Consider the following 26,735-nt stretch of genomic DNA (forward strand, 5'->3'; position numbering starts at 1 on the left):
TCTTGCACCAAGATGCTACCCGAGGAAGGACCGAGGTGTCGGCTGCCCAGCCCCCCGGTAACGGTGCGCCCCATCTGCTGGTGGTGATCGATCCGGTCGCCCGCCGGACGGACGGCGAGTCCGTCCGGATCGCCAAGGACGTGCTGAGCGCCGGTTCGCACGCCAAGATCTGCCTCCCTGACGGGCCCGAGGAGTTCGCTCGGGCCCTCTCCCGCAGGGGCGGCCGACGGCCGGTGGTGGTCGGGGACGACCGGGCGCTGAGGCGGGCGGTGGCCCAGCTGCACCGGGAGCGGGAACCGGCCGGGAGCGCCCTCTCGCTGATCCCGGTCGGCACCGCGGCGGCGCTGGAACTCGCCCGTTCGCTCGGCGTGCCGACGAGTGCGGTGGCGGCCGCCCGCACCGCGCTCGACGGCGTGGTGCGACGGCTCGACCTGCTGGTCGACGACAGCGACGGCGTGGTCCTGGGCGCGCTGCGCATCCCGGCCCTGAGCAGCGCACCGGGCACGGAGGCCCCCCACTCGGGCGTCACCGCGGTCTGGGACACCTGCCGCTCGCTGGTCCGGACGCTGGTGCATCCGGCGCCCTCGGTCCTGCCCGCCCCGCTGCGCACGCACCGGCTGCGGATCGAGGCGGACGGTGTCCTGCTGAACGATCTGGACCGCCCGGTCGCATCGGTGACGGTGGCCTCGGGGTGCGGCGACGGCCTCGCGGAGGTGACGATCCACCCGCCGGAGGGCGTCCCGGTCACCACGGAGGCCAAGGCCGTCACGGTCTCCGGCCCCGACTTCCGCTACCGCGCGGACATACAGGTCGGCGGGCCGGTGAGGACGCGCACCTGGACGGTGCGGGCAAGCGCGTGGGGGCTGATGCTGCCGGTGGCGGACGCGTAGTCGGCGGGCCGCGCCGCGGGGCCTTCGGGCGCCCGCGCGCCCGTCGGCCGCCGGGCCGTGCGGGCGTCGATGTGACGGATCGTTCTCAGGCGCCCGCGCGCCCGTCGGCCGTCGGCAGGTCGAGGGTCTTGCGGTGGTCCTCCCAGCGGCCCATCAGGCTCTCCAGCTCGGACTGGAGGAACTCGAAGAACGCCGCCGTCTCGGCGATCCGGGCACCGGCCGGGGTGTGCTCGCCGAGCGTGCGCGCACCGTCCTTGAGGGTCTGCTCCCACCGGGTGAGCACCCGGTCGCGGCTGGCGAAGGTGGTGTACCAGATCTCGTTGTGCAGGCGGTAGCGGTCGCGGCGCGAGCCCGGTTCGCGCTCGCGGCCGATCATGCTGACCTGGGTGAGGTAGTTCACCGCGCCGGACACGGCGGCCGGGCTGATCCGGAGCGCCAGGGCGAGCTCGGCCGAGGTCATCGAGGCGTCGTCGTCGGCGAGCAGGGCGGCGAAGACACGGGACGCCATCCGCTGCATCCCCGCCTCGGTCATCTCGGACGCGAACCGCTCGACGAAGCGCGAGACCGCCTCCGCGTCCCGCTCCCCGGACGCCGCGCCCGTGTCCTGCCGCTCCCGTGCGTTCTCCGCGGATTCGCTGCTCATCGCCCCATCGTCTCCTCTGCGCCCCCGGCTGATCACCGGTCCCGTCACCCTTTCGGAGTTTATACGTTTCCTTAACTTCACAAGTTTGTGAAAGTCGCGTACGTTCAAAATCATGACGAAGGCAATCACCGTGGCCGGACTGCACAAGTCGTTCGGCCGGACGCACGCACTGGACGGGCTCGACCTGGCCGTCGAGTCCGGTGAGGTCCACGGCTTCCTCGGGCCCAACGGGTCCGGGAAGTCCACCACCATCCGGGTCCTGCTCGGCCTGTTGCGGGCCGACGCCGGCGCAGCCCAGCTGCTCGGCCGCGATCCCTGGCACGACGCGGTGGAACTGCACCGGCGGGTGGCCTACGTCCCCGGTGACGTCACGCTGTGGCGCAACCTCTCCGGCGGCGAGGTGATCGATCTGTACGGGCGGCTGCGCGGCGGCCTGGACGACACCCGCCGTGCCGACCTGGTGGAGCGGTTCGAGCTCGACCCGACCAAGAAGGGGCGTACGTACTCCAAGGGCAACCGGCAGAAGGTGGCCCTGGTCGCCGCGTTCGCCTCCGAGGTGGACCTGCTGATCCTGGACGAACCGACCAGCGGGCTCGACCCGTTGATGGAGGAGGTCTTCCAGCGCTGCGTCGCAGAGGAGCGCGACCGCGGGCGGACGATCCTGCTGTCCAGCCACATCCTCAGCGAGGTCGAGTCGCTCTGCGACCGGGTCAGCATCATCCGCCAGGGGCGGACGGTGGAGACCGGCTCGCTGGCCGGCATGCGCCATCTGACGCGCACCAACATCAGCGCCGAGCTGGCCGGCGAGCCCAGCGGGCTGGCGGGACTGCCCGGGGTGCACGATCTCGACATCCAGGGGCGCCGGGTCACGCTCCAGGTCGACACGGACAAGCTGGACGCCGTCCTCAGATCGCTCACCGCGTCCGGGGTCCGGTCACTGAGCAGCACCCCGCCCACGCTGGAGGAGCTCTTCCTGCGGCACTACGCGGCGGACACCGGCCCGGTCGCGGAGGTGGCGGCGCGATGACTGCCGTGACCATGACCGCACCGGCCGGCGCCGGACGCCGCACCGGGGCCGGGACGGGACAGCTCGCGGGCACCTGGCCCCTGCTGAGACTCGCCCTGCGGCGCGACCGGATCATCATGCCGCTCTGGGTGATCGTGCTCGGCGGCTCGTTCTCCTCCGTCGCGAAGTCCATCTCCTCGCTCTACGGGACGGACGCCCAGCGCGCCGAGCTCGCCGCGTCGATGAACGGCAACAGCTCCCTGCGGGCGATGTACGGGCCGGTGTTCAGCGACTCCGTGGGCGGGCTCGTCAGCTGGCGCATGATCGCCTTCGGCTCCGCGCTCGCCGCGGTGATGAGCCTGGTCGTCGTCGTGCGGCACACCCGCGAGGAGGAGGAGACCGGCCGTCAGGAGATGCTCTCCTCCGCCATGGTCGGGCGCCGCGCCCCGCTGACCGCGGCACTGCTCGCCGCGGTGATCGCCAATGCCGCGCTGGCCCTGGTGATCGTGGCGGGGATGGCCGGGTCCGGGGCGGGCGGCGCCGGTGCGGTGGCGATCGCGTCGGCCGTCGCCGGGGTCGGTGTGCTGTTCGCCTGCACCGCCGCGATCGCCGCCCAGTTCACCGAGAGCGCCCGGCTCGCGAAGGGGCTGACGGCCGCGGTGATCGGCGCCGCGTTCGTCCTGAAGGCGGCGGGCGACTCCGCGGTGGACGACGGCTCGTCCGTGTTCACCTGGCTCTCCCCCGTCGGCTGGGCGGAGAACGTCCGGCCGTACGCGGACGAGCGGTGGTGGGTGCTCCTCGTGATCGCCGGCGCCGTGGCGGTGCAGTGCGCCGCGGCGTACGCGCTGGCCGGGCGGCGCGATGTCGGCATGAGCTTCCTGGCGGCCCGGCCGGGGCCCGCCCGGGGCCGGATCTCCACCGCGTTCGGGCTCGCCGTGCGGCTCCAGCGCGGTGCGCTGCTGGGCTGGACGGTGTCGTTCGCCGCGGTCGGTGTCGTCTTCGGCGGGCTGACCGGCGCGGCGGCCGATCTCGTCGGGGACAACGAGAAGACCCGGGAGATCTTCGAGCGGATGGGCGGACAGGCCGGTCTGACCGACGCGTTCCTCGCCTCGATGGTCTCCGTGCTGGGCACGGTGGCGGCGCTGTACATCGTCTCCTCCGTGCTGCGGCCGCACGGCGAGGAGACCGCCGGGCTGGCCGAACCGGTGCTGGCGGGCGGAGTCGGCCGGATCGGCTGGGCGGCCGGCCATCTGCTCATCGCCTTCGGCGGCGCGGCCCTGATCATGGTGGCCGGCGGCCTCGGCCTCGCCACCGGATACGGGCACGAACTGCCCGCCGTGCTCGGCGCCTCGCTGGTGCAGCTGCCGGCAATCTGGCTGCTGGGCGGGGTGACGGTCCTGCTGTACGGGGCACTGCCGAGGGCCGCCACCGCGGCCTGGGGAGCGGTGGGGATCTGCCTGGCGCTGGGCTGGATAGGCCCGGCCCTGGATCTGCCGCAGCCGGTGATGGACCTGTCTCCGTTCACGCACCTGCCGAAGCTGCCGGGGGCGGGGATGGAGTGGGGTCCGGTGGCGCTGCTCACCGCGCTCGCGGTGGCGCTGACGGCCGGCGGTCTGGCGGCGCTGCGGCGGCGGGACATGCTGAACTGAGCCGGAGCGGGGCGGCCCGCAACCCGCGGGCGTCCGGCGGGCGTCACCCCCGGTATGGACAACGGAACGGGCACAGGTACGGACAACGGGACGGACAACGGGACGGACACCAGCAGGGACAGTCGGCGGGAGGCCCTCGCCGGAGCCGCCGGATGCGCCGTGGCAGGGGCCGGGGCCGCCGCCGGGATGCTCGTCTGGGCGCCCTACGCACGGCGCGGCATCCTCGGCGGCTTCGAGGGCGAGGCCGAGTGGGACGTGCTCTGGCAGGGCCTGCCGGTCATGACCCTCGGCGGCGTCGCGGCCGCGCTGGGCGGCCTGTACCTCGTACGGGGAAAGTGGCGGCGAGCTCTCGGGTTCGCGGCGCTCCTCGCGGCCGTGGCCGTCCTCGGGGTGACGTTCCAGGTGCTCGAAGGGCCGCCGTCCCCCTGTGGGCCCAGCTGCTGAGGACCCGGCTGGACGCCCGGACACCCGGGGCGCCCGCGCACCCGGCCGCCCCCGCCGCTCACAGCTCGACGCGCAGCTCCTTCACGCCCCGGATCACGTACCCCGGGTTCCACTCCGGCTCCGCGACCAGTCGCATGTCCGGCGCCCGGCGCAGCAGCTCACCGAAGGAGGCGGCCAGTTCCACCCGGGCCAGCGGGGCGCCCAGACAGAAGTGAATGCCGGCGCCGAAGGTGATGTGCGGGTTGTCCTGCCGGGCGAGGTCCAGCGTGTCCGGGTCGGAGAAGCGGGCCGGGTCGCGGTTGGCCGAGCCGAAGAGGAGTGCCACCTCGGAACCGCGCGGAATGACCGTGCCGCCGATCTCGATGTCGTCGAGCACCCAGCGCTCGAACATCTGGAGCGGGGTGTCGTACCGCATCAGCTCCTCGATCGCGGACGGCAGCAGCCCGTGGTCGGCCCGCAGCGCGGCCAGTTGCCCGGGGTTGCGCAGCAGGGTCCACCAGCCGTTCACGGTGGTGTTGACGGTCGCCTCGTGCCCCGCGTTCAGCAGCAGCACACAGGTGGAGATCATTTCCTGCTCGGTGAGCCGCTCGCCCTCGTCGTGGGCGGCGATGAGCGCGGAGATCAGATCCGTGCCGGGGTTCCCGCGCCGCTCGGCGATCAGCTCGCGCAGATACGTGGAGAAGTCGACCGAGGCGCGGACGGCGGCGCGGGCGGTCTCCTCGGACGGGTTCAGCTCGTACATCCCGCAGATCGCCGCCGACCAGGGCCGCAGCGGCGCCCGGTCGGACTCCGGGATGCCGAGCATCTCGGCGATCACGGCGACGGGCAGCGGCTCGGCCACCGCCGTGAGCAGGTCGCCGCCGCCCTGCGCGACGAAGTCGTCGACGAGCCCGGCGGCCAGCCGGTGCACGGTCGGGGCGAGCCGCTCGACGGTACGCGGGGTGAACGCCTTGGAGACCAGCCGCCGGATCCGCGTGTGGTCCGGCGGCTCCAGGTCCAGCATCCCCTGCCCGTTGAGCGTCTCGAACGGCTCGTGCTCCGGGGGCGGAGGGGTCCGGCCGAACTCCTCGTGCGTGAACCGGTGCAGATACGTCCGGCCCAGCCGGCGGTCACGCAGCAGCGCGGACACATCGGCGTGGTGCGGGACGAGCCACTGGTCGGTGGGCTCGAAGTAGTGCGCCCGGCCGGTGGCACGCAGTTCGGCGTAGGCGGGGTACGGATCGGCGACGAACGCCGCCGACCACGGGTCGAAGAGGGCGGCGGAGCCGGAGGCGGCGGGCGTGGGCTGGTTCATGAACCGACGCTAACGGCCTGACCCGCGATTGTCAGCGGGAGAAGGAGCGGCGCCCGGCGCCTTCGGGTCCGAGGCGGAGGCCCCGGGCGCCGTGGCGCCGCTGCCCGTCGTGGGTCAGGCCGTGAGGCCGCCCGCCACCCGGCCGGCCCCTCAGGACGGTGTGACCAGCCGGGCCTCGTACGCGAAGACGGCCGCCTGGGTGCGGTCGCGCAGGCCCAGCTTGACCAGGATGCGGCTCACATGGGTCTTGATGGTGGACTCGGCGACCACCAGGTGCGAGGCGATCTCCGCGTTCGACAGGCCCTGGGCGATGAGGACGAGCACCTCCGTCTCGCGCTCGGTGAGGTCCCCGACGCGGGCCAGTGCGGGTGGGCGCGGCGCCGCCGCGAGCTTGGAGAACTCGTTGATCAGCCGCTTGGTGACGGTGGGGGCGAGCAGCGCCTCGCCTGAGGCCACCACCCGTACGCCGTCTGCGAGTTGGCGGGCGGAGGCGTCCTTGAGGAGGAAGCCGGAGGCACCGGCGCGCAGCGCCTGGTAGACGTACTCGTCGAGGTCGAAGGTGGTCAGCACCAGCACCTTGGCGTCTCCGTCGGCGGCGACGATCTCGCGGGTCGCCTCGATGCCGTTGAGCTCCGGCATCCGGATGTCCATCAGCACCACGTCGGGGCGGAGCGCCGCGACCTGCGAGACGGCCTCGCGGCCGTTCACCGCCTCGCCGGCGACCTCGATGCCCGGCATCGCGTTGAGCAGTACCGAGAATCCCTCGCGGACCATCATCTGGTCGTCGACGATCAGTACCCGGATCGGCGCGTCTGTTCCCGGGGTCGTCACGCCTGCTCCACGGGGGCGTCGGAGGGGGCCTGTTGGACGGGGATGAACGCGGTGACCTCGTAGCCGCCGTCGGCGGTCGTCTCGGCGGTCATCTCACCGTTCAGCATCCCGACCCGCTCCCGCATCCCGGTTATTCCGTGCCCGGCTCCCGGCGAGGGTTTCACCGGGCCGGTCGGCGGGCCGTTGACGACGCGCAGTCCGAGCCCGCCGAGCACATAGCCGATCTCGACCCTCGCGGTGGCACCCGGGGCGTGCCGCAGGGTGTTGCTGAGGGCCTCCTGAATGATCCGGTACGCCGACAGCTCGACGCCCTGCGGCAGTTCACGCACCGCACCGGTCACCGCCTTCTCCGCCGTCAGGCCCGCCTCGCCGACGTTGGCGAGGAGGCCGTCCAGCTCGGCCAGGGTGGGCTGCGGCGCGTCCGGCACCTCGTAGCCCTCGGTCCGTACGACGCCGAGCACCCGGCGCAGTTCGGTGAGCGCCGCGACGGCGTTCTCCCGGATCGTGCGGAAGGCCTGCTCCAGCTCGGGCGGCGGATTCTCCACCCGGTACGGGGCGGCCTCGGCCTGGATCGCGACGACCGACATGTGGTGGGCGACCACGTCGTGCAGTTCGCGGGCGATGGTGGTGCGCTCCTCCAGCAGGGTGCGCCGGTCGCGTTCGACGGCGGTGACGGTGCGCTGCACGGTGACTTCGCGCTCCGCCTCCCGGCGGATCTGCACCAGGCTCACCAGGAGCAGGGCGAACGCGGAGGAGACGGCCATGGCGGCGGTGTTCGACGAGGTGTCCCAGCCGGCGACGTTCTCCACGAGCGTGCCGAGCAGCAGGGTCAGTGCCCACATCCAGGCGGCGGTGCGCGGCCGGGTCCGGGTCGCGACGACGTTCAGCACGACCAGGTGGGCGAAGAAGGCGCTCGCCCCCCACGGCCCGTCCACGTCACCGAAGAGCACGGACACCGGGACCATCGCCATCGACATCCAGAACGCCCCGACCGGCCTGATCAGCGTCATCGCGATGCAGGCGGCCGGCAGCAGCCCGGACACCAGGACGCCGGCGTTGCCGGTGCCGGCGAAACCCTCCATGAACGCGATCAGCGCGGCCGCCAGCACCACCGCGTGCGGGATCCACCGGGCACGGGCCCGGAGCCGCTCCGGCAGCCGCCGGGTCAGCGGCCCGTCGGTCCGCATGGGCGGCAGCGGACGGTAGGCGAACGCGTCACGGATCAGGTCCTGCCGCAGGCCGGCCATCGCTCCCGCTGCGGCCCGGAGCTCAGGGCTTCTGGTCTTGGTCTCGGTCACGCTTCCACGGTAGGCGGCGCGGCCACCGGGGTCGTCAGCACGGATACGGATCCTGGGCCGTCCGTCGCAAGTACTACCCGGGTCCGCCCCGTCCCCGTAGCGCGGCTCTCACCAGGCCAGTTGGGCGATCTCCTCGGCCACCACCGCGCAGGCGTCGGCCGCCGGATCGATCAGCGGGAAGTGCCCGACGCCGGGCAGCAGGGTCAGCCCCACGGTCTCCCCCTCCTTCGCCGCCGCGTCGACGAACGCCTCCACGACGGCCTGCGGCACCGTGAGGTCCATGGTGCCCTGCACCACGGCGGTCGCGATGCCGGTGGGCAGCAGCAGCGCCGGGTCGGCGTGCGCGCTCCGGGCGGCGAAGTCCTCGGCGGTTCCCAGGAGCTGCCCGATCGCGCCGGAGCACACATCCAGTCCGACCGCGGTGGTGAAGTCCGCGATCGGCGCGAGGGCCACCACGCCGCGCAGCGCGGGCGGGCGCGGCAGCCGCCACGGCGAGCCCTCCGGCAGTACGTGCCGGGCGGCGGCCCACAGCGCGAGCTGCCCGCCCGCCGAGTGCCCGGTGACGACGACCCGCCGGGCGTCCGCCGCGGGGAGCTCCCGCGCGAGCAGCTCAGGCAGCGCGTCCATCGCCGCGGCGACGTCGTCGAAGGTCTCCGGCCAGCGGCCGGCGACCGGGCCCGAGCCGCGCTGCTGCGGGATCTCGCTGCCCCGCCGGTACTCGACACTGGCGACGGCGAACCCGCGCCGGGCCAGGAATCCCGCGAACGGGGACATGTGGAGCCGGTCGTACGGGGCCCGCCACGCCCCGCCGTGCAGGACGACCACGACGGGCGCGCCGGTGCGTCCGTCGTGCGGGGCGTAGAAGTCGATCGTCTGGTCCGGGTGGCTGCCGTAGGCGGCGGAGGCATCGGGGGCGATCACCGGATGCGAGAACGCGGACTCGGTCTCGGCTGCGTCCTGATCACGCGCGGCAGAATCCGACATGCTGCTCCAACCGTCCCCTGACAATGCCCAACTGGGCTGACCTGCGGGGACGGTATCAGTATGGAGGCGTTCCCTGCCCCGGTGGCGGTCGGCCCGGCCTCCCGCCCCGCCCACCCGCGCTTCGCCGACGGGGTGAGGAACGAGTACGACGGTGTCGGCCCACTGGTCCCTCACCCCGTCGGCGAAGCGCGTGAGTTCGGCGTACGGCCGGTCCCTCGCCGTCTGCTGTCGTCGCACCCGTTCCGCCCGCTCCTCCGGGCGTCCGGCGACCGGGGCGAGCCGGTCGCCGGACTGACCCGGGAGCCTACGCCGCCGGAGCGGCCAGTACGTCCGCGAGCGCCCGCGCCGCACGTTCGGCGTCGGCGAACCCCACGTACAGCGGTGTGAATCCGAACCGCAGTACGTCCGGACGGCGCAGGTCCCCGACGACTCCGCGTGCGATGAGCGCGGCCATCACCGGTTCGGCGTCCTCGCAGCGCAGCGCGACCTGGCTGCCGCGTTCCGCGTGGGCGGCCGGGGTGGCCGAGGTGACGCGCCCCTCGGGGACGTACGCCGCGACGCACTCCAGGAAGAAGTCCGTCAGCGCCAGGGACTTGGCCCGCACCGCCTCGACCCCGACCCCGTCCCACACGTCGAGGGACGCCTCCAGGGCCAGCATGGACAGGATGTCGGGGGTACCGACCCGGCCCCGTACGGCGCCGTCGGCGGGCGTGTATCCGGGGGTCATCGCGAACGGGTCGGCGTGCGACGTCCACCCCGGCAGGGGCGAGTCGAAGGCCGCCTGGTGCCGCGCGGCGACGTACAGGTACGCGGGCGAACCGGGCCCGCCATTCAGGTACTTGTACGTGCAGCCGACCGCCAGGTCCACTCCGTGCGCGTCCAGCCCGACGGGCAGCGCGCCCGCGCTGTGGCACAGGTCCCAGACCGCGATCCCGCCCGCCGCGTGCACGGCGGCGGTGAGTCCGGGCAGGTCGTGGAGCCTGCCGGAGCGGTAGTCGACGTGGTTGAGCAGGGCGGCCGCGGTACGCGGACCGAGGGCGGCCGGCACGTCGGCGGGGGCGACCGGGACGATCCGGTGACCGGTCATCCGGGCGGCCGACGCCGCGAGGTAGCCGTCGGTGGGGAAGGTGTCCGCGTCGACGAGGATCTCGTCGCGGCCCTCCGGCGCCAGCCGGGTCGCGGCGACGACGGCCTTGAAGACGTTCACGCTCGTCGAGTCACCGACGACGACCTGTCCCGCGGCGGCGCCGACGAGCGGGGCGATCCGGTCCCCGATCCGCTCCGGCGCGGTCCACCAGCCGCTCTCGTCCCAGGACCGGATGCGCAGCTCGCCCCACTCGCGGGTGAGGACCTCCTGGAGCCGGGCGGGCACGTGGCGGGGCAGTGCGCCCAGCGAGTTGCCGTCCAGGTAGACGGTGTCGTCGAGCGTGAACAGCTCGCGCAGCGGCGCCAGTTCGTCGGCGGTGTCGAGCGCCTGGGCGCGCTCCTGGAGGTCAGACATGGCTGCGGGCCGTCCAGAGCTCGGGGAACACGTTCTTGGTGGCGCGCTTCTCCAGCCAGGCGACCCCGGCCGAACCGCCGGTCCCGGTCTTGGAGCCCATGGCCCGCCGGGTGGCGACGAGGTGGTCGTTGCGCCATCGCCACACCAGTTCGCCGACATCGGTGAGCGCCTCGCCCAGCCGGACCAGCTCGTCGTGCTGATCGGGGTTGGCGTAGATCTCCGCCCAGACGGCCTCGACCTCGGGCGACGGCTCGTGCTTCTGGGACAGGTCACGGTCGAGCACGGCCTCCGGGACGGCGTGGCCGCGCCGGGCGAGGAGCGCGAGGGTCTCGTCGTACAGGCTCGGCTCCCCGAGCGCCTTCTCCAGCTCGGCGTGCACGCGGGGCGCGCCCCGGTGCGGCACGAGCATGGACGCGGACTTGTCCCCGAGCAGGAACTCCATCCGCCGGTACATCGCCGACTGGAAGCCGGAGCCCTCGCCGAGCGCGGACCGGTAGGAGTTGAACTGGGCGGGGGTGAGCTGGGCGAGCGGCGTCCAGGAGGCGTTCAGCGCCTCCAGCTCCCGCACCGAGCGCTTCAGCGCGTCGCGTGCCACCGGCAGCCGGTCCTCGCGCAGGGCGTGCGCGGCGGTCTCCCACTCATGGACGATGACGGTGAACCACAGCTCCATGACCTGGGTGGTGACCAGGAAGACCATCTCGCCCGGGTCGTCGGAGCGCAGGTGCTGGAGGTGGGTGAGGACGTCCGCCTGGACGTAGTCCTCGTACGGAGTCGTTCCCGCGAAGTCGAGGTGCGGGGTCTGCGCACCGGTGGCTTCGGGGTCGGGGTGATTCGTCGACATTGCTGTCTCCTCGACACGAGCTTCCGGGTAGCGGTCCGCCCCTTCCGTGAGGTGGTGGAGCTCCGGTCCCCTGCTCGCATCCTAAACGCCACTCCGGGGGACGCGCAGGCCCCGCGGGCGGTGGTGCCTGCGGGGCCTGCGGGTCAGGTACGACAGGTGTTGCCTAGCCGAGCGTCTCGGCGGCGGTCGGCGAGGAGTCGCGGAGGAACGACGAGCAGCGCTCGTACTCCTCCTGCTCACCGATCGACTGCGCGGCGCGCGCCAGCGCGTGCAGGGCGCGCAGGAAACCGCGGTTCGGCTCGTGCTCGAACGGTACGGGGCCGTGGCCCTTCCAGCCGGCCCGGCGCAGTGCGTCCAGGCCGCGGTGGTAGCCGGTGCGGGCGTACGCGTACGACTCGATGACCCGGCCGCCCTCGAACGCCTCGTCGGCGAGCTGCGCCCAGGCCAGGGAGGAGGTCGGGTACTTCGCGGCGACATCGGCGGGCGCGACGTCCGCCGCGAGCAGTTCGCGCGGCCCCGGGTCGTCGGGCAGGTGGGTCGGGGCGGGGCCCCCGAGCAGGTTCTCGTGGATCGACATGGGTCCAAGTGTGCCTGGCACCGGCGCCGCCGGGGCACCAAGGGCGCACAATGCCCGTCGGAACGCTCAGGGGTCGTCCGCCTGGCGTGCCGCTTCCGGGGCCGGCTCCAGTGGCGGGGCGGCAACGCCGCAGTTCACCGTGCACTCGGGCCGTGCCGTGTCCCGTACGGCCGAGGGGGGCGTACGTACGGTCGACCAGGCGATGAGTGCGCCCACCACCAGCAGTCCGGCACACATCGGCATGGCGCGCCGGAAGGTCGCGGCGAACTCCCCGGCGTCCCGGTAGGCCTCCGGCCCCATTCCGGCGAGCAGCGGCAGCGCGGCCACCGCGATCAGCCCGGCGGCGCGGGCCGCGGCGTTGTTGATCCCGCTGGCGAGGCCGGCCCGGCCGGTGTCCACGGAGGCCAGGACGGTCGCGGTGAGCGGGGCCACCAGGGTGACCAGCCCGACGCCGAGGACGGCCACGGCCGGGAGCACCTCGGTCAGGTACCCCCGGACGGAGCTCGATCCCGGCCCGACGCGCAGCATCAGCAGCATGCCGGTGGCGGCGATCAGCGGCCCCGCGGTGAGCGGGACACGGGGGCCGATGCGCTGGCCCAGCTCGCCGGACCTGGCCGAGAACAGCAGCATCAGGACGGTCGTCGGCAGCAGCGCGGTGCCCGCGCCGAGCGCCGAGTACCCCGCGACGACCTGGAGCTGGATCGCGGAGAGGAAGAAGTAGCCGCCGAGCGCCGCGTACACGCAGAGGGTGACGATGTTGACGGTGGTGAACTGCCGGGAGGCGAACACCGACGGCGGCAGCATCGGGTACGTCCGCCGCCGCTCGACCCGGACGAACGCGACACCGAGCAGCACCCCGCCCACCGCCGCCCCGATCACGACCGGGGACGCGCCCAGCCCCGGCGCCTCGATCAGCGCGTACGTCACCAGCGCGAGGGCGAGCGCGCCGAGCGCCGCCCCGAGCACGTCGAAGCGGCCGTGCGCGTACGGGTCCCGGGACTCCGGCACGTGGCGCAGGGCGACGGGCACGCAGACGGCGGCGAGCGGCAGGTTCAGCAGGAACACCCACCGCCAGCCGGGCCCGTCGACGAGCCACCCGCCCACGAACGGTCCGACGGCGGCCCCGACCCCGCCGAACCCGGACCACAGCCCGACCGCGCGGGCCCGGTCGTCCGGATGGAAGCTCGCCTGGATCAGGGCCAGCGACCCGGGGGTGAGGAGCGCCCCGCCGACGCCCTGGAGGGCGCGGGCGGCGATGAGCACGAAGGCGTTGGGCGCGATGCCGCAGAGCAGCGAGGCGAGGGCGAACCACACGACCCCGATGACGAAGACCCTCCGCCGCCCGTACCGGTCACCGAGCGCCCCGCCGAGCAGGATCAGCCCGGCGAGCGTCAGCATGTAGGCGTTGACGGTCCACTGGAGCGCGGCCAGGTCGGTGCCGAGGTCCTTGCCGATACGGGGCAGGGCGACGTTGATGACGGTGGAGTCCAGCATGGCCATGCTGGACCCGAGCACGGTCGTGAGGACGACCCAGCGCCCGGCGGCGGAGGCGACCCGGATCCCGGGCCCGTCCGCCTCGCTCTTCTCCATGTCCCCAGCATCGACGCCGACCGCCCCGACGGCCAGTCCAAGCCCCTCCGGGGACTGAGGAACGGGGGTCCGGGGCAGCGCCCCCGAAAGGCCCCCTGCCCCGCCGCTACGCGGCGACCCGTACGGTCTCCACCGCCCGGATCAGCGCCTCCACCCCCGCCACCACCTTGCTCCGCGCGCACCCCACGTTCAGCCGCACGAAGCCCTCCGCCCCGTACACGCTCCCCGGCATCACCGCGACCCGCTCCCGCTCGATCAGCACCCGCTGGAGCGCCTCGTCGTCCTCGACGCCCGCCTTGCGCAGGTCGATCCAGGCGAGGTAGCCGGCTTGCGGCGGCTCCCACTCCAGCTCGGGGAAGGCCGCGTTCAGCCGTTCCGCGACCAGCTCCAGGTTCCCGGTGACATACGCGCGGACCGCGTCCAGCCACGCCGCGCCCTGCCGGTAGGCGGCGATGTGCGCGGTCAGCGAGAGCACCGCCGGCGAAGCCAGCCCCTCCGCGGTCTCCATCCGGCGCAGGAACTCCGTCCGGTCGGCCGGCCGGCCGACGAGCCCGTACGAACCCGTCAGCGCCGGGAAGTTGAACGACTTCGACGCCGAGGTGATGAGCGCCCAGCGGCCGTCGCCCGCCACCCGGGTCCACGGCACGTGCGGGCGTCCGCCGTGCACGAAGTCCGCGTGGATCTCGTCGCTGATCACCGCGACCCCGTGCCGCGCGGCGAGCAGGGCCAGCTCCGCGAGCTCCGCCTCCGTCCACACCCGCCCCGTGGGGTTGTGGGGCGAACACACCAGCAGGACCTTGCTGTCCGCGCGGGCGAGCTCCCGCTCCAGCGCGGCCGTGTCCCCCAGCGGCACCCCGCGCAGCTCCCGCCCGAGCCCGGTGATCGCCTTGCGGAACCCGTCGTACGTGGGGGTGTGGACGACGACGCCGTCCCCCTGCGACGTCCACATCTGGAGCAGCTGCGACAGCTGGCTCAGCACGGAGGGCGCGTACACCAGCAGGCCGGTGTCGACCGTGGTGCCGTACCGGGTGGCGTACCAGTGGGCGATCGCCGAGGTGAATTCCTCGTGCTGCCAGTCGGTGTAGCCGAACACGCCGTGGTCGAGCCGGGCCCGCAGCGCTGTCAGCACCTCGGGGGCCGTCGCGAAGTCCATGTCCGAGATGGTGAACGGCAGCAGCCCGTCCACCCCGAACCGGTCCGCGACCCCGTCCCACTGGACGCACCAGGTGCCGCGGCGGTCGATGACGGTGTCGAAGTCGTAGGACGTGCTCACAGCTGTTCCCTCATATCGTTCCTGCCGGGTCTGTCCGCCGGTCTGCCGGGCGCGGACATGCCGTGGGCCCGGCACCCCAAGGGATACCGGGCCCACGCACACATCCGTACGGGACTACTTCAGCTTGGTGCCGGTGGACCGCAGGTTGGCGCAGGCCTCCGTGACGCGCTTGGCCATGCCCGCCTCGGCGGCCTTGCCCCAGGTCCGCGGGTCGTAGACCTTCTTGTTGCCGACCTCGCCGTCGACCTTCAGCACGCCGTCGTAGTTGCGGAACATGTGGTCCGCGACCGGGCGGGTGAAGGCGTACTGGGTGTCGGTGTCGAGGTTCATCTTCACGACGCCGTTCTCCAGCGCGGTGGCGATCTCCTCGGCGGTGGAGCCGGAGCCGCCGTGGAAGACGAAGTCGAACGGCTGGCTGCCGGCCGGCTTGCCGTACTTGTCGGCGACACCCACCTGGAGGTCCTTCAGGAGCTCGGGGCGGAGCACGACGTTGCCCGGCTTGTAGACACCGTGCACGTTGCCGAAGGACGCGGCCAGCAGGTAGCGGCCCTTCTCGCCCAGACCGAGCGCCTCGGCGGTACGCAGCGCGTCGTCGACGGTCGTGTACAGCTCGTCGTTGATCTCGTGCGTGACGCCGTCCTCCTCACCGCCGGTCGGGGTGATCTCGACCTCAAGGATGATCTTGGCGGCGGCGGCCTTGGCCAGCAGCTCCTGGCCGATGGCGAGGTTGTCGGCCAGCGTCTCGGCCGAACCGTCCCACATGTGAGACTGGAACAGCGGGTTCAGACCCTTGGCGACGCGCTCCGCGGAGATATCGAGCAGCGGACGGACGTACGTGTCCAGCTTGTCCTTGGGGCAGTGGTCGGTGTGCAGCGCGACCGTGATGTCGTACTTGGCGGCGACGATGTGCGCGAACTCGGCCAGGGCGACAGCGCCCGTGACCATGTCCTTGTTGTACTGGCCGCCCAGGAACTCCGCCCCACCGGTGGACATCTGGATGATGCCGTCGCTCTCGGCCTCCGCGAAACCGCGCAGCGCAGCGTGCAGGGTCTGGGTCGAGGTCACGTTGATGGCCGGGTAGGCGAACTTGCCTGCCTTCGCCCGGTCGAGCATCTCGGCGTAGACCTCGGGGGTTGCGATGGGCATCTGTCCGCTCCTTGGGATGTGCGGGTGTGCGTTGCTGGTTCCCTGACCTGGGGGCGACGTCATCGTCGCCCCCATCTTCCCAGACTCTGGCTTCGGCTCCACCCGGCGCACTCCCCCAGCGTTCGGGGCCACCGGCCGCGGACTCACGACAAGGGCGGCCGGTTTCACGTGAAACCGGCCGCCCTTGAAGAAAATCGCAGGTCAGGACAGGCCGAGGTCCGCGACCGAGTACACATGGACATACGGGAGACCGGCCTCGGCGATGGCCGGAGCCGCACCCCGCTCCACGATCACGGCGACGGCGACGACCTCGCCACCCGCCTCACGCACCGCCTCGACGGCGGTCAGCGGCGAGCCGCCCGTCGTCGAGGTGTCCTCGACGACCAGGCAGCGACGGCCCTTGACCTCGGCGCCCTCGATCCGGCGCTGCATCCCGTGGGCCTTCTGCGCCTTGCGGACGACGAACGCGTCCAGTTCCTGACCGCGAGCGGCGGAGGCGTGCAGCATCGAGGTGGCGACCGGGTCGGCCCCCAGCGTCAGCCCGCCCACGCAGTCGTAGTCCAGCTCGGCGGTCGCGTCGAGCATGACCTGACCGACCATCGGAGCAGCCTTGCCGTCCAGCGTGATGCGACGCAGGTCGATGTACCAGTCGGCCTCCAGGCCGGAGGAGAGCGTCACCTTGCCGTGTACAACGGCCTTGTCCTTGATCTGCTGCAGCAGGTCAGCGCGTACGTCTGTCATGGCTACGAGGATAAGGCGCCCGCCGACGACCCGTTCGCACGGCAGCGGCCCGTCCACGGCGCCCGCACCGGCCCCGGGGCGCCCTCACGCGGCCCCGTGACCGAGGAGGTTCCGTGCCGTGAACCCCAGCAGCCTGTGCGCGGCCGAGGTGTCGACCGGCGCCGTCCGGCCGGGCAGCGGACGTCGCAGCACGGTGGTGGGGTGGTAGCGGCTCAGCAGTTCCTCCGTCGGGTACGGCACGATGATCTCCGGGGCGCAGAGGTGGACCGCGTGCGCCGCACGGCCGGGTACGTCCAGGGCCAGCAGCGCGGCCCTCGCCGCGTCGTGAACCTCCAGGTACGTCCACAGGTCCCTCGCTCCCGCGGCCGGGTCCTCCGTGAGGCGGGCGGCGTGCGCGAGCAGCCGTTCCTCGAAGCCGCCCACGTACGGATAGCGCAGGCACACCACGCTCATCCCGTGCCGCCGCGCCATCATCCGCGCGGTCAGTTCGTCGGCCTGTTTGGAGAGGCCGTAGGGGTCGGCCACCTGGGAGGCCATCGACTCGTCGACCGGCGCGTACGGCGGGTGCGGATCCTCGGCGTGTGTCCAGGGCAGGCCCGTGACACCCCAGGAGCTCGCCACCGCCACCTGCCGGACCCCCGCCAGGCCGGCCTCCTCCAGCACGGTGAAGGTGGCGAGGCTGTTGCCCGCGAAGACCTCGAACGCGGTGTTGCGCTCGGGAGTCGGGATCGCGGCCAGGTGGATGACCGCGTCGGCGCCCTCCAGCGCCGCCCGGACGGTCTCCGCGTCGGCGGCGTCACCCGTCACCACCAGGCGGGCCGCGAGGTCGCCGGGGTCGTCGAGGACCAGGGCGTTCGCCTCGATACCGCGCTCGGCGAGCAGCGCGAGGACCGCCCGCCCGATCCGCCCGGCGGCCCCGGTGACCAATGCCCTGCTGACCATCCGGTCACTCCCCTGCGTCGGTGCTTCTGCTGGCGGGCGCGGACGGCTCGTAGGCGCGTACGGCGACGACGTGCGCCGCCGCCGCCCCGTTGGTGGCTTCGACGACCACCCGGATCGCCGAGGTGACGAGCGGTTCCGTCGGCGTGTGCGCCGCGCGGCGCCGCCGGTTCTGCGCCGCGTGGCCGACGACGCGCCAGGTGCCGTCATGATCCAGCGCCTCGACGCGGTAGTCACGCAGGAGGGTGGGCAGGGTGTCGAAGGGCGTGCGGTGGTGGTGCAGATTGATCAGGTCCTCGTTGACGTCGTCGTCGGCGATGACCTCGATCCGGCCCAGTGTGACCGGCTCGGGCCAGGCCAGTTCGAGCCAGGGGGCGGGTGCGTCCGCCAGGGGTGCGGAGACCCACATGTGCGGTCCCGCGTACGGGCGGGCGTAGCCGTCGGTGACCTTGGCGGGGGTGTAGGCCGCGGTCTCTCCCGTACGGAGGCAGAAGGTGCGGCGCAGCAGACCCGCGTCCGTCCACTCGCGCAGCGGCTGCGGCGATTCGTCCACCGGTCGCAGCGGGACGCGCGTGAAGCACAGGACGCCGGGGGTCGGGCGGTCGGAGCGGTGCAGGGCGACGGCGTCGTTGGCGCGGACGACCAGGAAGGCGTTGCGCGGGGTTTCGGGAGACCAGTCCAGGCCTGTCTTGAGCCACTGCCGGGCGCCGGCGGTGACGGTCAGGGTGGTGGAGGCGACGAGGCGGCGCGGAACGTAGTTCTGGCCGAGTTCGGGGTCGTACAGGTCGATCACGATCTCGGCGTCGCGGTCGGCGTCGACCAGCAGTTCCACCCCCGAGAGGCCCGGGTCCGCGGGGACGACGATCCCGGCGTCCGCCGCGAGCGGCCATCGCTCGTCGGGCTCCTCGACCGCCAGGGCGCTCAGGGTGGACGAGGCCGTGACCGTCGCCCGCAGGGCCAGGTCCTCCGGGTCCGTCGAGGCGAGTCCGATGAGCGAGGCGTCCTGGCGCAGCAGCGCCCGGTGCAGCTCGGGTACCGGGAGTTCGCGCGGGGTGACGTCCCCGGCCGCGCAGAGCGCCGCGGCCGTGCCGGCCGCCTGGCCGATCGTGGCGCAGGTCGCCATGACACGGGTCGAGCCGAAGGCGACGTGGCTGGCGGAGATGTTGCGCCCGGCGAAGAGGAGGTTCGCGGTGTTCACCGAGTAGAGGCTGCGGTACGGAATGTGGTAAATGCCGTCCGCGTAGCGCTGTTTGGCGGCGGCCTCGGTCGCGAACATCCCCTGCGGCGGGTGCAGGTCGATCGACCAGCCGCCGAATGCCACCCGGTCGGCGAACTCGGTCTGGCCCAGGATGTCGCCCTGGTGCAGGACGTAGTCGCCGAGGAAGCGCCGGTACTCCCGTTTCCCGGGAACCGAGCCCACCCACTCCAGGGTCATGTTCGCCGCGTCGAACTCGCCGGAGTTCTTGATGTGGTCCCAGATGCCGTGGATGACGGACCAGAGCTCGTCGCGGATGCGTTCGTTGTCGTGGACGGTGTCGAGTTCGCCGCCGAACTCGATCCACCAGTACGCACAGCCGTTGTCGCCCGCCTTGATGATGCGGCGCTGCGGGATGGAGGTCAGGGAGATGTCCTTGGCGAAGTCCGGCGGCACGAACTTGACCGGGTGGCCGGCGTCCTTCGTGTAGAAGAGGAGCGTCGATCCCAGGGTGATGGCGTCGGCCGTCTCCGGCGCCCAGGGCTCCTGGTACTCGGCGCGCGATTCCCGGCCGATGCGGTGGTGGGCGCCCGCCAGGTGGCCGATCAGTCCGTCCCCCGTGCAGTCGAGGAAGAGGGAGCTCTCGAACCGTATCCGCCGCTCCGAGCCCATCATCCAGCCGGTGACCGACGTGATCCGCCGGGCCTCGTCCGGGCCCTCGGCCTCGAGCTCGCGCACGTCGGTGTTGAGGTAGAGCGTGATGCCGGGCTCGGCGCGCACGGCGTCCAGGACCACGGCGTCCCAGTAGTACGGGTTCCCGTCCGGGTTGCGGAACTGGTTCTCCACGAGCAGCTCGCCCATGATGCCGCCCTCACGGGCATGGTGGTTCTTGCCGTGGCCGGTCGCGCCGCACACCCAGACCCGGACCTCGCTGCTCGCGTTGCCGCCGAGCACCGGCCGGTTGTTGATCAGTGCGACGCTCCGGCCGAGCCGGGCCGCGGCGATCGCCGCGCAGACCCCGGCCAGGCCGCCGCCGACGACGGTGATGTCGTGCCGTGCGGTTTCGTTCCTCATGTCGTACACCACTTACTTCCAGTCGGGATTGGCGGCGAGGCCGTAGTAGACGCGCGGGGCGCCGTCGAGGGTGAGGGTGATCTTGCCGCCGGAGGCCTTCAGCGTGCGTTCCTGGCCGATGCAGTTGAGCTCCCGCACCGTGCCCTCGGCCGTCCCCGAGTGGGCGACGACCGCGGTCCTGGTCGTCCAGGTGTCGACCCAGGGCTCGGGCGACGCGTACCAGGGGTCCTCGCCGTGCCCGGGGTTGAGGAGGTAGCCGTCCTTGCGGCTCCAGATGACCGACACCGGTCCGGCGGGAGTGGTGAAGAGGAGCCCCTTGATGTCCTGGTCCGGGAAGGCGAGGTGCCGCACGAACGCGGCCTCGTCCAGGACCCGGGCGGCGGTCGCGAAGGCGAGGAGCGAGGGCTTGGCGCTGGTGTCGCGGTTCATCAGGCCGTAGTGGTACTCGGGGTTCGCCGGGTCGGCCTCCTGGGGGTGGTAGAGGACCGAGTCGTGGAGCTGGTACCAGTTGACGGCGCGCACGTTCTCGGACTTGGCGAGGGCGAGCGTGAGCAGCGTGTTCTCCGCGGCGTGCCGGTAGGTGTCGCTCCACCAGGCGTTGGGCCGGGTCGGGGCGTACGCCTCGGTGAGCCACAGCTCCTTGTCGCCGCCGTACTCCGCCAGGACCTGGTTCGCCTTGCGCAGTGCGCCGAGGAAGTTCCAGTACGAGCCGGACGCCCCCTGGGTCCATTCCTCGGGCGGCGGCGCGAAGTCGGGCGTGAAGTTGCCGCGTCCGGGGTGGAAGGCGAAGGCGTCGATGAGGTCCCAGCCGCCCGCGGCACGGAAGTTCTCGGTCCACACGTAGTCCATGCCGCCGAGGCCGGCGTTCATGACCTTCATCCGCGAGCCCGCCGCGTCCAGGCGTGTGGTGACCTGGCGCAGACCGTCCCGGACGTAGGCATCGGCGCCGCGGCCCGACATCCAGGGCTGGTTGACCTCGTTGCTCACCTCGAAGTACGCGGCCTCCGCGTCCAGTGCCTTGGCGACGTTCCTGTCGGCCCAGGCCGCGATCTGCTCCGCGCTGCCGCCCACGGGGATGCCGCTCAGCTCCACGTTGTGCCCGATGCCGTTCGCGTCCAGGGTCGCGGTGTCGATGCCGGGGGCGCCCGCGTAGGCGATGCGGATCCACTTGATGCCGAGTGTCCTGACCAGCCCGAGTACGGCCTCCTTGCCGGGCCGGAGCAGCCAGGGGTAGTTGGCGAGGCCGAACATCGACTCCTTGCCCGCCTTGTACGTGAACTCCGGGAGCACGCTCAGATTCGTGCGGGCCAGCGCCTTGTCGCTGCCGCTGACCACCTCCACCTCGGTGAACACGATGTTCTGCGACGGCGAGGTGAGCGGGAAGGAGGGGTTCCAGGCGGCGCCCGCCGCGAGGTTCCTGGAGAGTGTGCCGCCGGCGATCCTCTCGCCGCCGAAGTCCCGCGCCCACCAGGTGAGCCGCACCGTCCTGGTGGCGGCGGAGCCGTTGACGACCTGCGCCTTGAGCGTCATCGTCTGCCCGGCCGCCTTGTAGAGGTTGAACGGCTGGTCGGTCCACACCTCCACGCCGAGGGGCCTCCCGGCGGCGAGCGCTCCCGCCCCGCGCGGCCGCAGATCGCCGAGGACCACGTCGGCCTCGGTGACCGCGGTGCTCGCGCCGGTCGAGGTGCCGGGAGCGTGGACCCAGGTGGCATCGGTGTTGGCGGGGGTGGTGGACGAGAGGCAGAGGAAGCCCTTCGATCCGGCCCATGTCTCCACGTACGCGCCGCCCGCGTTCACCTCGTACGGGATGCCGCCCCGGGCGTCCCGTTCCCAGACGGTCAGCGGCTCGTACGACTCCGCCTCGCTCGCGCCGTACACCGTGCGGGAGAACATGAAGCCGGCCGGTGCGAGCGTGGCGGAGCCGCTCACCTCCCACTTCAGGTGGGCCCGGTGCGGGGTGACGTCGAAGGTGGCGCGCACCGCGACTCCGGAGGCGCCGCTCGCCATCGTGTACGTGACCTGGATCGCGGGCCGCCCGTCGGGGAGGGTGATCCGGGCGGGCGTACCGCCGAAGGTGCGCTGCTGACCGAGCGCGGTGTCCTTGATCATGAAGTGGCTGAGCAGGATGCGGTCGGCGCCCGCACCGTCCTGGAGGAGGACGCTGCCGTCGCTCCGGCCGGTCAGGGTGATGCCTTCTGCGTCGATGGTGACCGGGTCCGCGGCGTACGCGGGAACGGCCGGCAGCAGCGCGGCGCCGGTCGCGACGGCCGTGCCCTCGATGAATCTGCGGCGGGCGACTGACATGGAGGTGCCCTTCTCTTGTCCTGGGTGTGGTGAAGTGCCTCGAATATTCGACGGAGTCCGCAGGGGCGCGGTGGAGCTCAGCCCTTGACCCCGGTGAAGCCGAGCCCGGCGACGATGTACTTCTGGCAGACGACGAAGACGAGCACCGGCGGGGCGACGGCGAGCACCATCGCGGCGATCAGCTGGTCCTGCGGCGCCTGTGTGGCGAGCTGGGCGAGGGCGACGCTGATCGGCTGCTTCTCGGGGTCGGTGATGGCCACCAGCGGCCAGATGAAGTCCTTCCACGAGTGCATCACCGCGAGGAGACTGATCACGGCGAGCACCGGCTTGCTCATGGGCAGCACGATCTTGGTGAGCAGTTGCCGGGTACTCGCCCCGTCCACCCGGGCCGCGTCGAACAGTTCCTTCGGCAGGGCGTCGAAGAACTGTTTGGCGAGCAGCACCGTGAAGGCGTTGGTGCCGGCGGGCAGCCAGATCGCCCAGTAGGTGTCGCCCAGGTTGAGGTGCAGGAGGGGGACGTCGATCACGGTCATGAAGAGGCTGACCATGTTCACCGTGTACGGCACGAACATCGTGGCGAGGATCGCCCCGTAGACGAGCTTGCCGAACTTCGGCCTGAGCACCGAAAGGGCGAAGCCTGCCGTGGCCGAGACGAAGAGCTGGACGAACCACGACCCGCCGACCACCAGGAAGGTGTTCATCAGATAGCGGCCGACACCCAGGTCGGTGTACGCCGTGGCGAAGTTGCCCGGGGCCGGCCGGTCCGGCCAGAGCGCCAGGGGCTGCGTGGTGAGCTCGGTGGGCGGTGAGACCGCGCCCTTGATCATCCAGTAGAGCGGTCCGATGCCGATGAGCAGCAGCAGGATCAGGGTGAACACCTGGATGGAGCGCACCGCGGCGCGTACGCCGGGGCGTTGGCGGTCGTTGGCGGAGACGAAGGTGACGGGTGTGGTCATGACGTGCTCCAGCTGCGGGTGGCCCGCAGATAGACCGCGGAGAGCAGGGCGAGGGCGGCCACCATCAGGAAGGAGAGCGCGGCGGCCTGCCCGTAGTCGCCGTCCTGGAAGGCGTACCGGAAGATCAGCAGCAGGACCGTGAGGGTGGAGTTCTCGGGGCCGCCGCCGGTGAAGATGTACGGCTCGGTGAAGACCTGGACCGTGTTGATCAGCTGGACGAGCAGCAGCAGGCCGATGACCGAGCGGAGTTGCGGCAGCATCACATGCCAGATCCGTCGCCAGATACCGGCGCCGTCCACCTCGGTGGCCTCGTAGAGTTCGCCGGGGATGCCGACCATCGCCGCGAGGTAGATCAGCACGGCACCGCCCATGCCCGCCCAGGTGGACTCCAGGACCAGCGAGAGCATGGCGCTGTCGGAGGACTCCAGCCAGGAGTAGGGGCCGAGCCCGACCTTGCCGAGGACGTTGTTGAAGAGCCCGCTGCCGGGATCGTAGAACCATTTCCAGAGCAGGATCGCCACGACCGGCGGGATCACCACGGGCAGGTACACCAGGAAGCGGTAGACGCCCGCGCCGCGCCGCACCGTCGACATGACGGCGGCCAGGATCAGCGGCGCGGGGAAGCCGATCAGCAGGCCGAGCCCCACGAAGATCAGGGTGTTGCCGACGGCGGTGCCGAGCAGTGGATCGTCGAAGAGAGCGCGGAAGTTGTCCAGGCCGACCCAGACCGCGGGCTCGACCAGGTTGGTCTTCTGGAAGCTGATCAGCAGGCCGCGCACGATCGGCCACCAGGCGAAGAGCCCGAAGACCAGCAGTGTGGGGACGAGGAACAACCAGGCCGTGAGCTGTCTGCGGGCGCCGGTGCCACGCCGCGGCGGCTGGAGGACTCGCGGCGCGTGCTCCTTGGACACATCGGCCGGGCGCCGGGGCGGAGTGAGCAGGGCCATGCGCCGGCTACTTCTGGTCCGCGGCGAGCTTGGCATTGACGTCCTTGTCGGCCGAGGCCAGCAGGGCGTCGATGTCGGCGTCGCGCTTGGTGAGCACCGCCTGCACCACGGGGTCGAGCGCGGTGTAGAGCTTCTGGGCCTGGTACAGCGGCTCCGGCTTCAGCTCCAGGGCGGAGAGACCGTCGATGTACGGCTTGAAGTTCCGCAGCTTCACATTGACGTACGGCTCGACCGCGGCGTCGATCTCCTTCTGCCGCTTCTCGTCGAAGACCGGCAGCGTCGGCACGCCCACCGCGGACTTCGGGTCGGCGGAGAGCGTCTTGGCCTGCTGGGCGGCGGTGTCGGTGCTGTACTGCGGCTCGGCGTAGGCGAAGGTCAGCCACTTGACGGCGGCCGCCGCGTGCTTCTTGTCGACGGATCTCGGGACCAGGTAGATATCGCCGCCGGTCAGGGTCGCGTCGCCGCCGGACTGCGGCATCGGGGCGGCTCCGAAGGCGTCGGGGTTCTCCATGCCGAACTGCATCTTCGCCAGCCGGTACGTCCCGGGGCTGCCCATGAACATGCCGACCTGCCCGGCCGCGAACTGCTTGATCACGTCGTTCTGGTTGTTGAGCAGGGTCTTGCCGAGCGAGTCGTCCTTCCAGCGCATGTCCTTGAGCAGCCGCAGCGCCTTCTTCGTCGGCTCCCCGGCGAGCGTGGCGGTGTACGTGCCGCCCTGCTCCTTCTCCAGCTCGCCGCCGAAGGCGTACGAGAGCATCGTCAGCTGCCAGCCGCCCTGGTTGTCCTTGGACTCGTGGACGAAGCCGGCCTTCCCGGTCCGGTCGCTGATCCGCTTGGCAGCGGTGCGCACCTGCGCCCAGGTGGCCGGCGGCTTGTCGGGGTCGAGCCCGGCCTTCTCGAAGAGCTCGCGGTTGTAGACCAGGCCCTGGGCGTACGGGTTCTGCGGCACCCCGTACACGTCGCCGGCGCTGTCGGTCAGCGGCTGGAGGACCTGCGGGTTGAACTCCTTGAAGTGCTGCCACTCCTTGAGCTGCCCGGTGATCGGCTGCACCTGCTTCTGCTGGATGAGCCGTTGCGGTTCGGTCAGCGGCACCCTGATGACGTCCTCGACATTGCCGCCGGACAGCTTCGCGGAGAACGTCAGTGGGTCGAACACCGTGGTCGAGCCCTTGACCCTGACGCCCGGGTTGGCCTTCTCGAAGTCGGCCACCTGCCTCTTGAAGAGGGCGATCCCCGGCTTGTCGGTGGCCGGCGGCATGCCCTGTACCCGCAGCACGAGATCGCCGTCCCCGGCGGCGCTGCTGGGGGTGAGGGAGGAACAGCCCGCGAGGGTCGCGGTCAGCGTCATGCAGCCAACTATGGCCGCACAACGGGTGTTTCTGGGCATAACGTCTCCAAGAAGGGCAGGGTGGGGCTCGGCGCGGTGCCTTGTTCGTTGTGGTGGTGTGCGTCGTGGATCAGCGGGCGGGGGCGCGTCCCGTCGAGGCCCGCGGGATCAGGCGGGAGCCGATCTCCACGAAGGGCGTATCGGCTTCGGTGACCTGTCCGGTACGGCCCCGGGTGCTCGCGATCGTCTCGATGAGGAGGTCCCCCGCACGCGTGGCGATCTCCTCGGGGTCGATCCTGATCGTGGTGAGGCTGGGAGTGGAGACGGAGGCGAGCAGCGTGTCGTCGATGCCGATGACGCTGACGTCGCGCGGCACACCGACGCCGAGGTTGGCCATCTGGTGCAGCACCCCGAGGGCGACCAGATCGTTGTGGGCGATCACCGCCGTCGCGTCATGGGCGGCGACCAGGGTGGCGGCGTGCACCCCCGTCTCGAACCGCGGCTCGTAAGGGCCGAGTTCCGTCAGGGAGAGGTCGAGCGCCTCGAAGGACTCCTGGATGGACTTGCCGCGGCTCAGCTCGACGCGGGACGCGTTGATGAAGACACAGCGCCGATGTCCGTACGCCTTCAACTGCTCCGCGGCCTGCGCGATGCCGGCCGACAGGGAGATCCGGACCTCGGGAATGCCCGGCACGTGCCGGTTCACCACCACCAGCGGCATCTGGCCGGCGAGTTCGTGGAGCCGGCCCTCGGTGAGGGTGGAGGCCCAGAGGATCAGGCCGTCGACCCGCTTCGACACGGCGGCGATGGCGGCCAGCTCGTCCGCCTCGCGCTCGTCGCTGTCGGCGACCAGGACGGTGTAGCCCAGGCGCCGGGCGCGGGCCTGCATCGCCTTGATGATCGGCGGGAAGAACGGGTTGGCGATGTCCGGGACGATCAGGCCGAGCGTTCCGGTCCCGCCGCCGCGCAGCGAACGGGCCGCCGGGTTGGCGGAGTAGCCCAGCCCGGCCGCGGCGTCGAGGATGCGCTGCCGGGTCGCCGGCTGCACCTGGTCGGGCGCGGTGAACGCACGGGACACCGTCGACACCGAAACACCCGCGGCGCTCGCCACCTCCCGGATCGTGACTGCCACGGACGGGCCTCCTCATCGTCTGCGGCCGGGGACACCGGTCTTGCCACCCGAACCTGCGGATGCGGCTGATGCTTGCGAACGTTCCCATCGCCTGTCAAGACACGCGTCGGGACTGTTACGTCGAGGAAAACCTGCTGGATACAGGGTCTTGCG

General features: G+C 72.0%; 23 protein-coding genes. 4 read left to right on the forward strand and 19 right to left on the reverse strand.

Features of this window, described 5'->3' with window-relative positions; translation table 11 throughout:
- Window positions 1–35 precede the first annotated feature (35 nt).
- The gene (locus ACIO3R_RS32845) at window positions 36–890 is read left to right on the forward strand and encodes a diacylglycerol kinase family protein (protein WP_402110691.1); all 855 of its coding nucleotides are present in this window, start codon (window positions 36–38) and stop codon (window positions 888–890) included.
- An 85-nt stretch (window positions 891–975) separates the two neighbouring features.
- On the opposite strand, the gene ACIO3R_RS32850 is transcribed toward ACIO3R_RS32845, so the two are convergent.
- Complete coding sequence (locus ACIO3R_RS32850) at window positions 976–1,533, reverse strand: GbsR/MarR family transcriptional regulator (RefSeq protein WP_402110692.1); 558 nt, start codon at window positions 1,531–1,533, stop codon at window positions 976–978.
- Between the two features lie 112 nt (window positions 1,534–1,645).
- On the opposite strand from ACIO3R_RS32850, the gene ACIO3R_RS32855 reads away from it, so the two are divergent.
- From ACIO3R_RS32855 to ACIO3R_RS32865, 3 genes are read left to right on the forward strand one after another with little or no spacing between them, the layout of a single operon-like run.
- Window positions 1,646–2,560 (forward strand): ATP-binding cassette domain-containing protein, encoded by a 915-nt coding sequence (locus tag ACIO3R_RS32855; RefSeq protein WP_385031449.1) that lies wholly within the window; start codon window positions 1,646–1,648, stop codon window positions 2,558–2,560.
- Entirely contained in the window at window positions 2,557–4,188 is a 1,632-nt protein-coding gene (locus ACIO3R_RS32860) for an ABC transporter permease (RefSeq protein ID WP_402110693.1), read from the forward strand. The genes ACIO3R_RS32855 and ACIO3R_RS32860 overlap by 4 nt, the downstream gene beginning before the upstream one ends.
- Window positions 4,189–4,242: 54 nt before the next feature.
- Complete coding sequence (locus ACIO3R_RS32865; protein ID WP_402110695.1) at window positions 4,243–4,632, forward strand: hypothetical protein; 390 nt, start codon at window positions 4,243–4,245, stop codon at window positions 4,630–4,632.
- A gap of 58 nt (window positions 4,633–4,690) precedes the next feature.
- Here the strand turns inward: ACIO3R_RS32865 and ACIO3R_RS32870 are convergent, their stop codons facing one another.
- From ACIO3R_RS32870 to ACIO3R_RS32955, 18 genes are all read right to left on the reverse strand, one after another.
- Complete coding sequence (locus ACIO3R_RS32870; RefSeq protein ID WP_402110696.1) at window positions 4,691–5,926, reverse strand: cytochrome P450; 1,236 nt, start codon at window positions 5,924–5,926, stop codon at window positions 4,691–4,693.
- 150 nt (window positions 5,927–6,076) lie between these two features.
- Window positions 6,077–6,757, reverse strand: coding sequence for a response regulator (locus tag ACIO3R_RS32875; RefSeq protein ID WP_385031437.1), 681 nt, complete (start codon window positions 6,755–6,757; stop codon window positions 6,077–6,079).
- The gene (locus ACIO3R_RS32880) at window positions 6,754–8,004 is read right to left on the reverse strand and encodes a sensor histidine kinase (RefSeq protein WP_385031554.1); all 1,251 of its coding nucleotides are present in this window, start codon (window positions 8,002–8,004) and stop codon (window positions 6,754–6,756) included. The genes ACIO3R_RS32875 and ACIO3R_RS32880 overlap by 4 nt, the downstream gene beginning before the upstream one ends.
- 159 nt (window positions 8,005–8,163) lie before the next feature.
- On the reverse strand, window positions 8,164–9,039 hold the full coding sequence (locus ACIO3R_RS32885) for an alpha/beta hydrolase family protein (protein WP_385031434.1): 876 nt from the start codon (window positions 9,037–9,039) through the stop codon (window positions 8,164–8,166).
- Between the two features lie 304 nt (window positions 9,040–9,343).
- Complete coding sequence (gene kynU / locus ACIO3R_RS32890; RefSeq protein WP_402110699.1) at window positions 9,344–10,540, reverse strand: kynureninase; 1,197 nt, start codon at window positions 10,538–10,540, stop codon at window positions 9,344–9,346.
- Entirely contained in the window at window positions 10,533–11,381 is an 849-nt protein-coding gene (locus ACIO3R_RS32895; RefSeq protein ID WP_385037305.1) for a tryptophan 2,3-dioxygenase family protein, read from the reverse strand. Before ACIO3R_RS32895 ends, kynU begins: the two co-directional genes overlap by 8 nt.
- 163 nt (window positions 11,382–11,544) lie before the next feature.
- Window positions 11,545–11,958 (reverse strand): DUF3151 domain-containing protein, encoded by a 414-nt coding sequence (locus ACIO3R_RS32900; protein ID WP_207319555.1) that lies wholly within the window; start codon window positions 11,956–11,958, stop codon window positions 11,545–11,547.
- A 66-nt stretch (window positions 11,959–12,024) separates the two neighbouring features.
- The gene (locus tag ACIO3R_RS32905; RefSeq protein WP_385037308.1) at window positions 12,025–13,548 is read right to left on the reverse strand and encodes an MFS transporter; all 1,524 of its coding nucleotides are present in this window, start codon (window positions 13,546–13,548) and stop codon (window positions 12,025–12,027) included.
- 106 nt (window positions 13,549–13,654) lie between these two features.
- Entirely contained in the window at window positions 13,655–14,821 is a 1,167-nt protein-coding gene (locus tag ACIO3R_RS32910; protein WP_402110701.1) for a MalY/PatB family protein, read from the reverse strand.
- Window positions 14,822–14,935: 114 nt separating this feature from the next.
- Window positions 14,936–15,967, reverse strand: a complete 1,032-nt coding sequence (fbaA, locus tag ACIO3R_RS32915; protein ID WP_363021268.1) for a class II fructose-bisphosphate aldolase — start codon at window positions 15,965–15,967, stop codon at window positions 14,936–14,938.
- A gap of 201 nt (window positions 15,968–16,168) precedes the next feature.
- A complete protein-coding gene (gene pyrE / locus ACIO3R_RS32920; protein ID WP_311304687.1) occupies window positions 16,169–16,708 on the reverse strand; it encodes an orotate phosphoribosyltransferase in 540 nt (179 codons plus the stop codon).
- 84 nt (window positions 16,709–16,792) lie between these two features.
- Complete coding sequence (locus tag ACIO3R_RS32925; RefSeq protein ID WP_402110702.1) at window positions 16,793–17,650, reverse strand: NAD-dependent epimerase/dehydratase family protein; 858 nt, start codon at window positions 17,648–17,650, stop codon at window positions 16,793–16,795.
- 4 nt (window positions 17,651–17,654) lie between these two features.
- Window positions 17,655–19,916 carry an FAD-dependent oxidoreductase gene (locus ACIO3R_RS32930; protein ID WP_402110703.1) on the reverse strand — a complete coding sequence of 754 codons (2,262 nt, stop codon included), beginning with the start codon at window positions 19,914–19,916 and terminating at the stop codon, window positions 17,655–17,657.
- Window positions 19,917–19,928: 12 nt separating this feature from the next.
- On the reverse strand, window positions 19,929–22,220 hold the full coding sequence (locus ACIO3R_RS32935) for a hypothetical protein (protein WP_402110705.1): 2,292 nt from the start codon (window positions 22,218–22,220) through the stop codon (window positions 19,929–19,931).
- A 77-nt stretch (window positions 22,221–22,297) separates the two neighbouring features.
- Window positions 22,298–23,176 carry a carbohydrate ABC transporter permease gene (locus ACIO3R_RS32940; RefSeq protein ID WP_385037325.1) on the reverse strand — a complete coding sequence of 293 codons (879 nt, stop codon included), beginning with the start codon at window positions 23,174–23,176 and terminating at the stop codon, window positions 22,298–22,300.
- Window positions 23,173–24,123 (reverse strand): carbohydrate ABC transporter permease, encoded by a 951-nt coding sequence (locus tag ACIO3R_RS32945; RefSeq protein ID WP_402110707.1) that lies wholly within the window; start codon window positions 24,121–24,123, stop codon window positions 23,173–23,175. Before ACIO3R_RS32945 ends, ACIO3R_RS32940 begins: the two co-directional genes overlap by 4 nt.
- A 7-nt stretch (window positions 24,124–24,130) precedes the next feature.
- Complete coding sequence (locus ACIO3R_RS32950; RefSeq protein WP_385037331.1) at window positions 24,131–25,471, reverse strand: ABC transporter substrate-binding protein; 1,341 nt, start codon at window positions 25,469–25,471, stop codon at window positions 24,131–24,133.
- Between the two features lie 109 nt (window positions 25,472–25,580).
- A complete protein-coding gene (locus ACIO3R_RS32955) occupies window positions 25,581–26,582 on the reverse strand; it encodes a LacI family DNA-binding transcriptional regulator (RefSeq protein ID WP_385037333.1) in 1,002 nt (333 codons plus the stop codon).
- Window positions 26,583–26,735: the final 153 nt, after the last annotated feature.

Source organism: Streptomyces sp. NPDC087428, assembly GCF_044744085.1.
In the GTDB taxonomy this organism is placed as follows: Bacteria; Actinomycetota; Actinomycetes; order Streptomycetales; family Streptomycetaceae; genus Streptomyces.

Bases quoted from the DNA above. Each gene is read 5' to 3' on its own strand.
- ACIO3R_RS32850 (WP_402110692.1), bottom strand. From the start codon at position 1,533: ATGAGCAGCGAATCCGCGGAGAACGCACGGGAGCGGCAGGACACGGGC.
- ACIO3R_RS32855 (WP_385031449.1), top strand. From the start codon at position 1,646: ATGACGAAGGCAATCACCGTGGCCGGACTGCACAAGTCGTTCGGCCGG.
- ACIO3R_RS32860 (WP_402110693.1), top strand. From the start codon at position 2,557: ATGACTGCCGTGACCATGACCGCACCGGCCGGCGCCGGACGCCGCACC.
- ACIO3R_RS32865 (WP_402110695.1), top strand. From the start codon at position 4,243: ATGGACAACGGAACGGGCACAGGTACGGACAACGGGACGGACAACGGG.
- ACIO3R_RS32870 (WP_402110696.1), bottom strand. From the start codon at position 5,926: ATGAACCAGCCCACGCCCGCCGCCTCCGGCTCCGCCGCCCTCTTCGAC.
- ACIO3R_RS32880 (WP_385031554.1), bottom strand. From the start codon at position 8,004: ATGGCCGGCCTGCGGCAGGACCTGATCCGTGACGCGTTCGCCTACCGT.
- ACIO3R_RS32885 (WP_385031434.1), bottom strand. From the start codon at position 9,039: ATGTCGGATTCTGCCGCGCGTGATCAGGACGCAGCCGAGACCGAGTCC.
- kynU (WP_402110699.1), bottom strand. From the start codon at position 10,540: ATGTCTGACCTCCAGGAGCGCGCCCAGGCGCTCGACACCGCCGACGAA.
- ACIO3R_RS32895 (WP_385037305.1), bottom strand. From the start codon at position 11,381: ATGTCGACGAATCACCCCGACCCCGAAGCCACCGGTGCGCAGACCCCG.
- ACIO3R_RS32900 (WP_207319555.1), bottom strand. From the start codon at position 11,958: ATGTCGATCCACGAGAACCTGCTCGGGGGCCCCGCCCCGACCCACCTG.
- ACIO3R_RS32905 (WP_385037308.1), bottom strand. From the start codon at position 13,548: ATGGAGAAGAGCGAGGCGGACGGGCCCGGGATCCGGGTCGCCTCCGCC.
- fbaA (WP_363021268.1), bottom strand. From the start codon at position 15,967: ATGCCCATCGCAACCCCCGAGGTCTACGCCGAGATGCTCGACCGGGCG.
- pyrE (WP_311304687.1), bottom strand. From the start codon at position 16,708: ATGACAGACGTACGCGCTGACCTGCTGCAGCAGATCAAGGACAAGGCC.
- ACIO3R_RS32925 (WP_402110702.1), bottom strand. From the start codon at position 17,650: ATGGTCAGCAGGGCATTGGTCACCGGGGCCGCCGGGCGGATCGGGCGG.
- ACIO3R_RS32930 (WP_402110703.1), bottom strand. From the start codon at position 19,916: ATGAGGAACGAAACCGCACGGCACGACATCACCGTCGTCGGCGGCGGC.
- ACIO3R_RS32935 (WP_402110705.1), bottom strand. From the start codon at position 22,220: ATGTCAGTCGCCCGCCGCAGATTCATCGAGGGCACGGCCGTCGCGACC.
- ACIO3R_RS32940 (WP_385037325.1), bottom strand. From the start codon at position 23,176: ATGACCACACCCGTCACCTTCGTCTCCGCCAACGACCGCCAACGCCCC.
- ACIO3R_RS32945 (WP_402110707.1), bottom strand. From the start codon at position 24,123: ATGGCCCTGCTCACTCCGCCCCGGCGCCCGGCCGATGTGTCCAAGGAG.
- ACIO3R_RS32950 (WP_385037331.1), bottom strand. From the start codon at position 25,471: ATGACGCTGACCGCGACCCTCGCGGGCTGTTCCTCCCTCACCCCCAGC.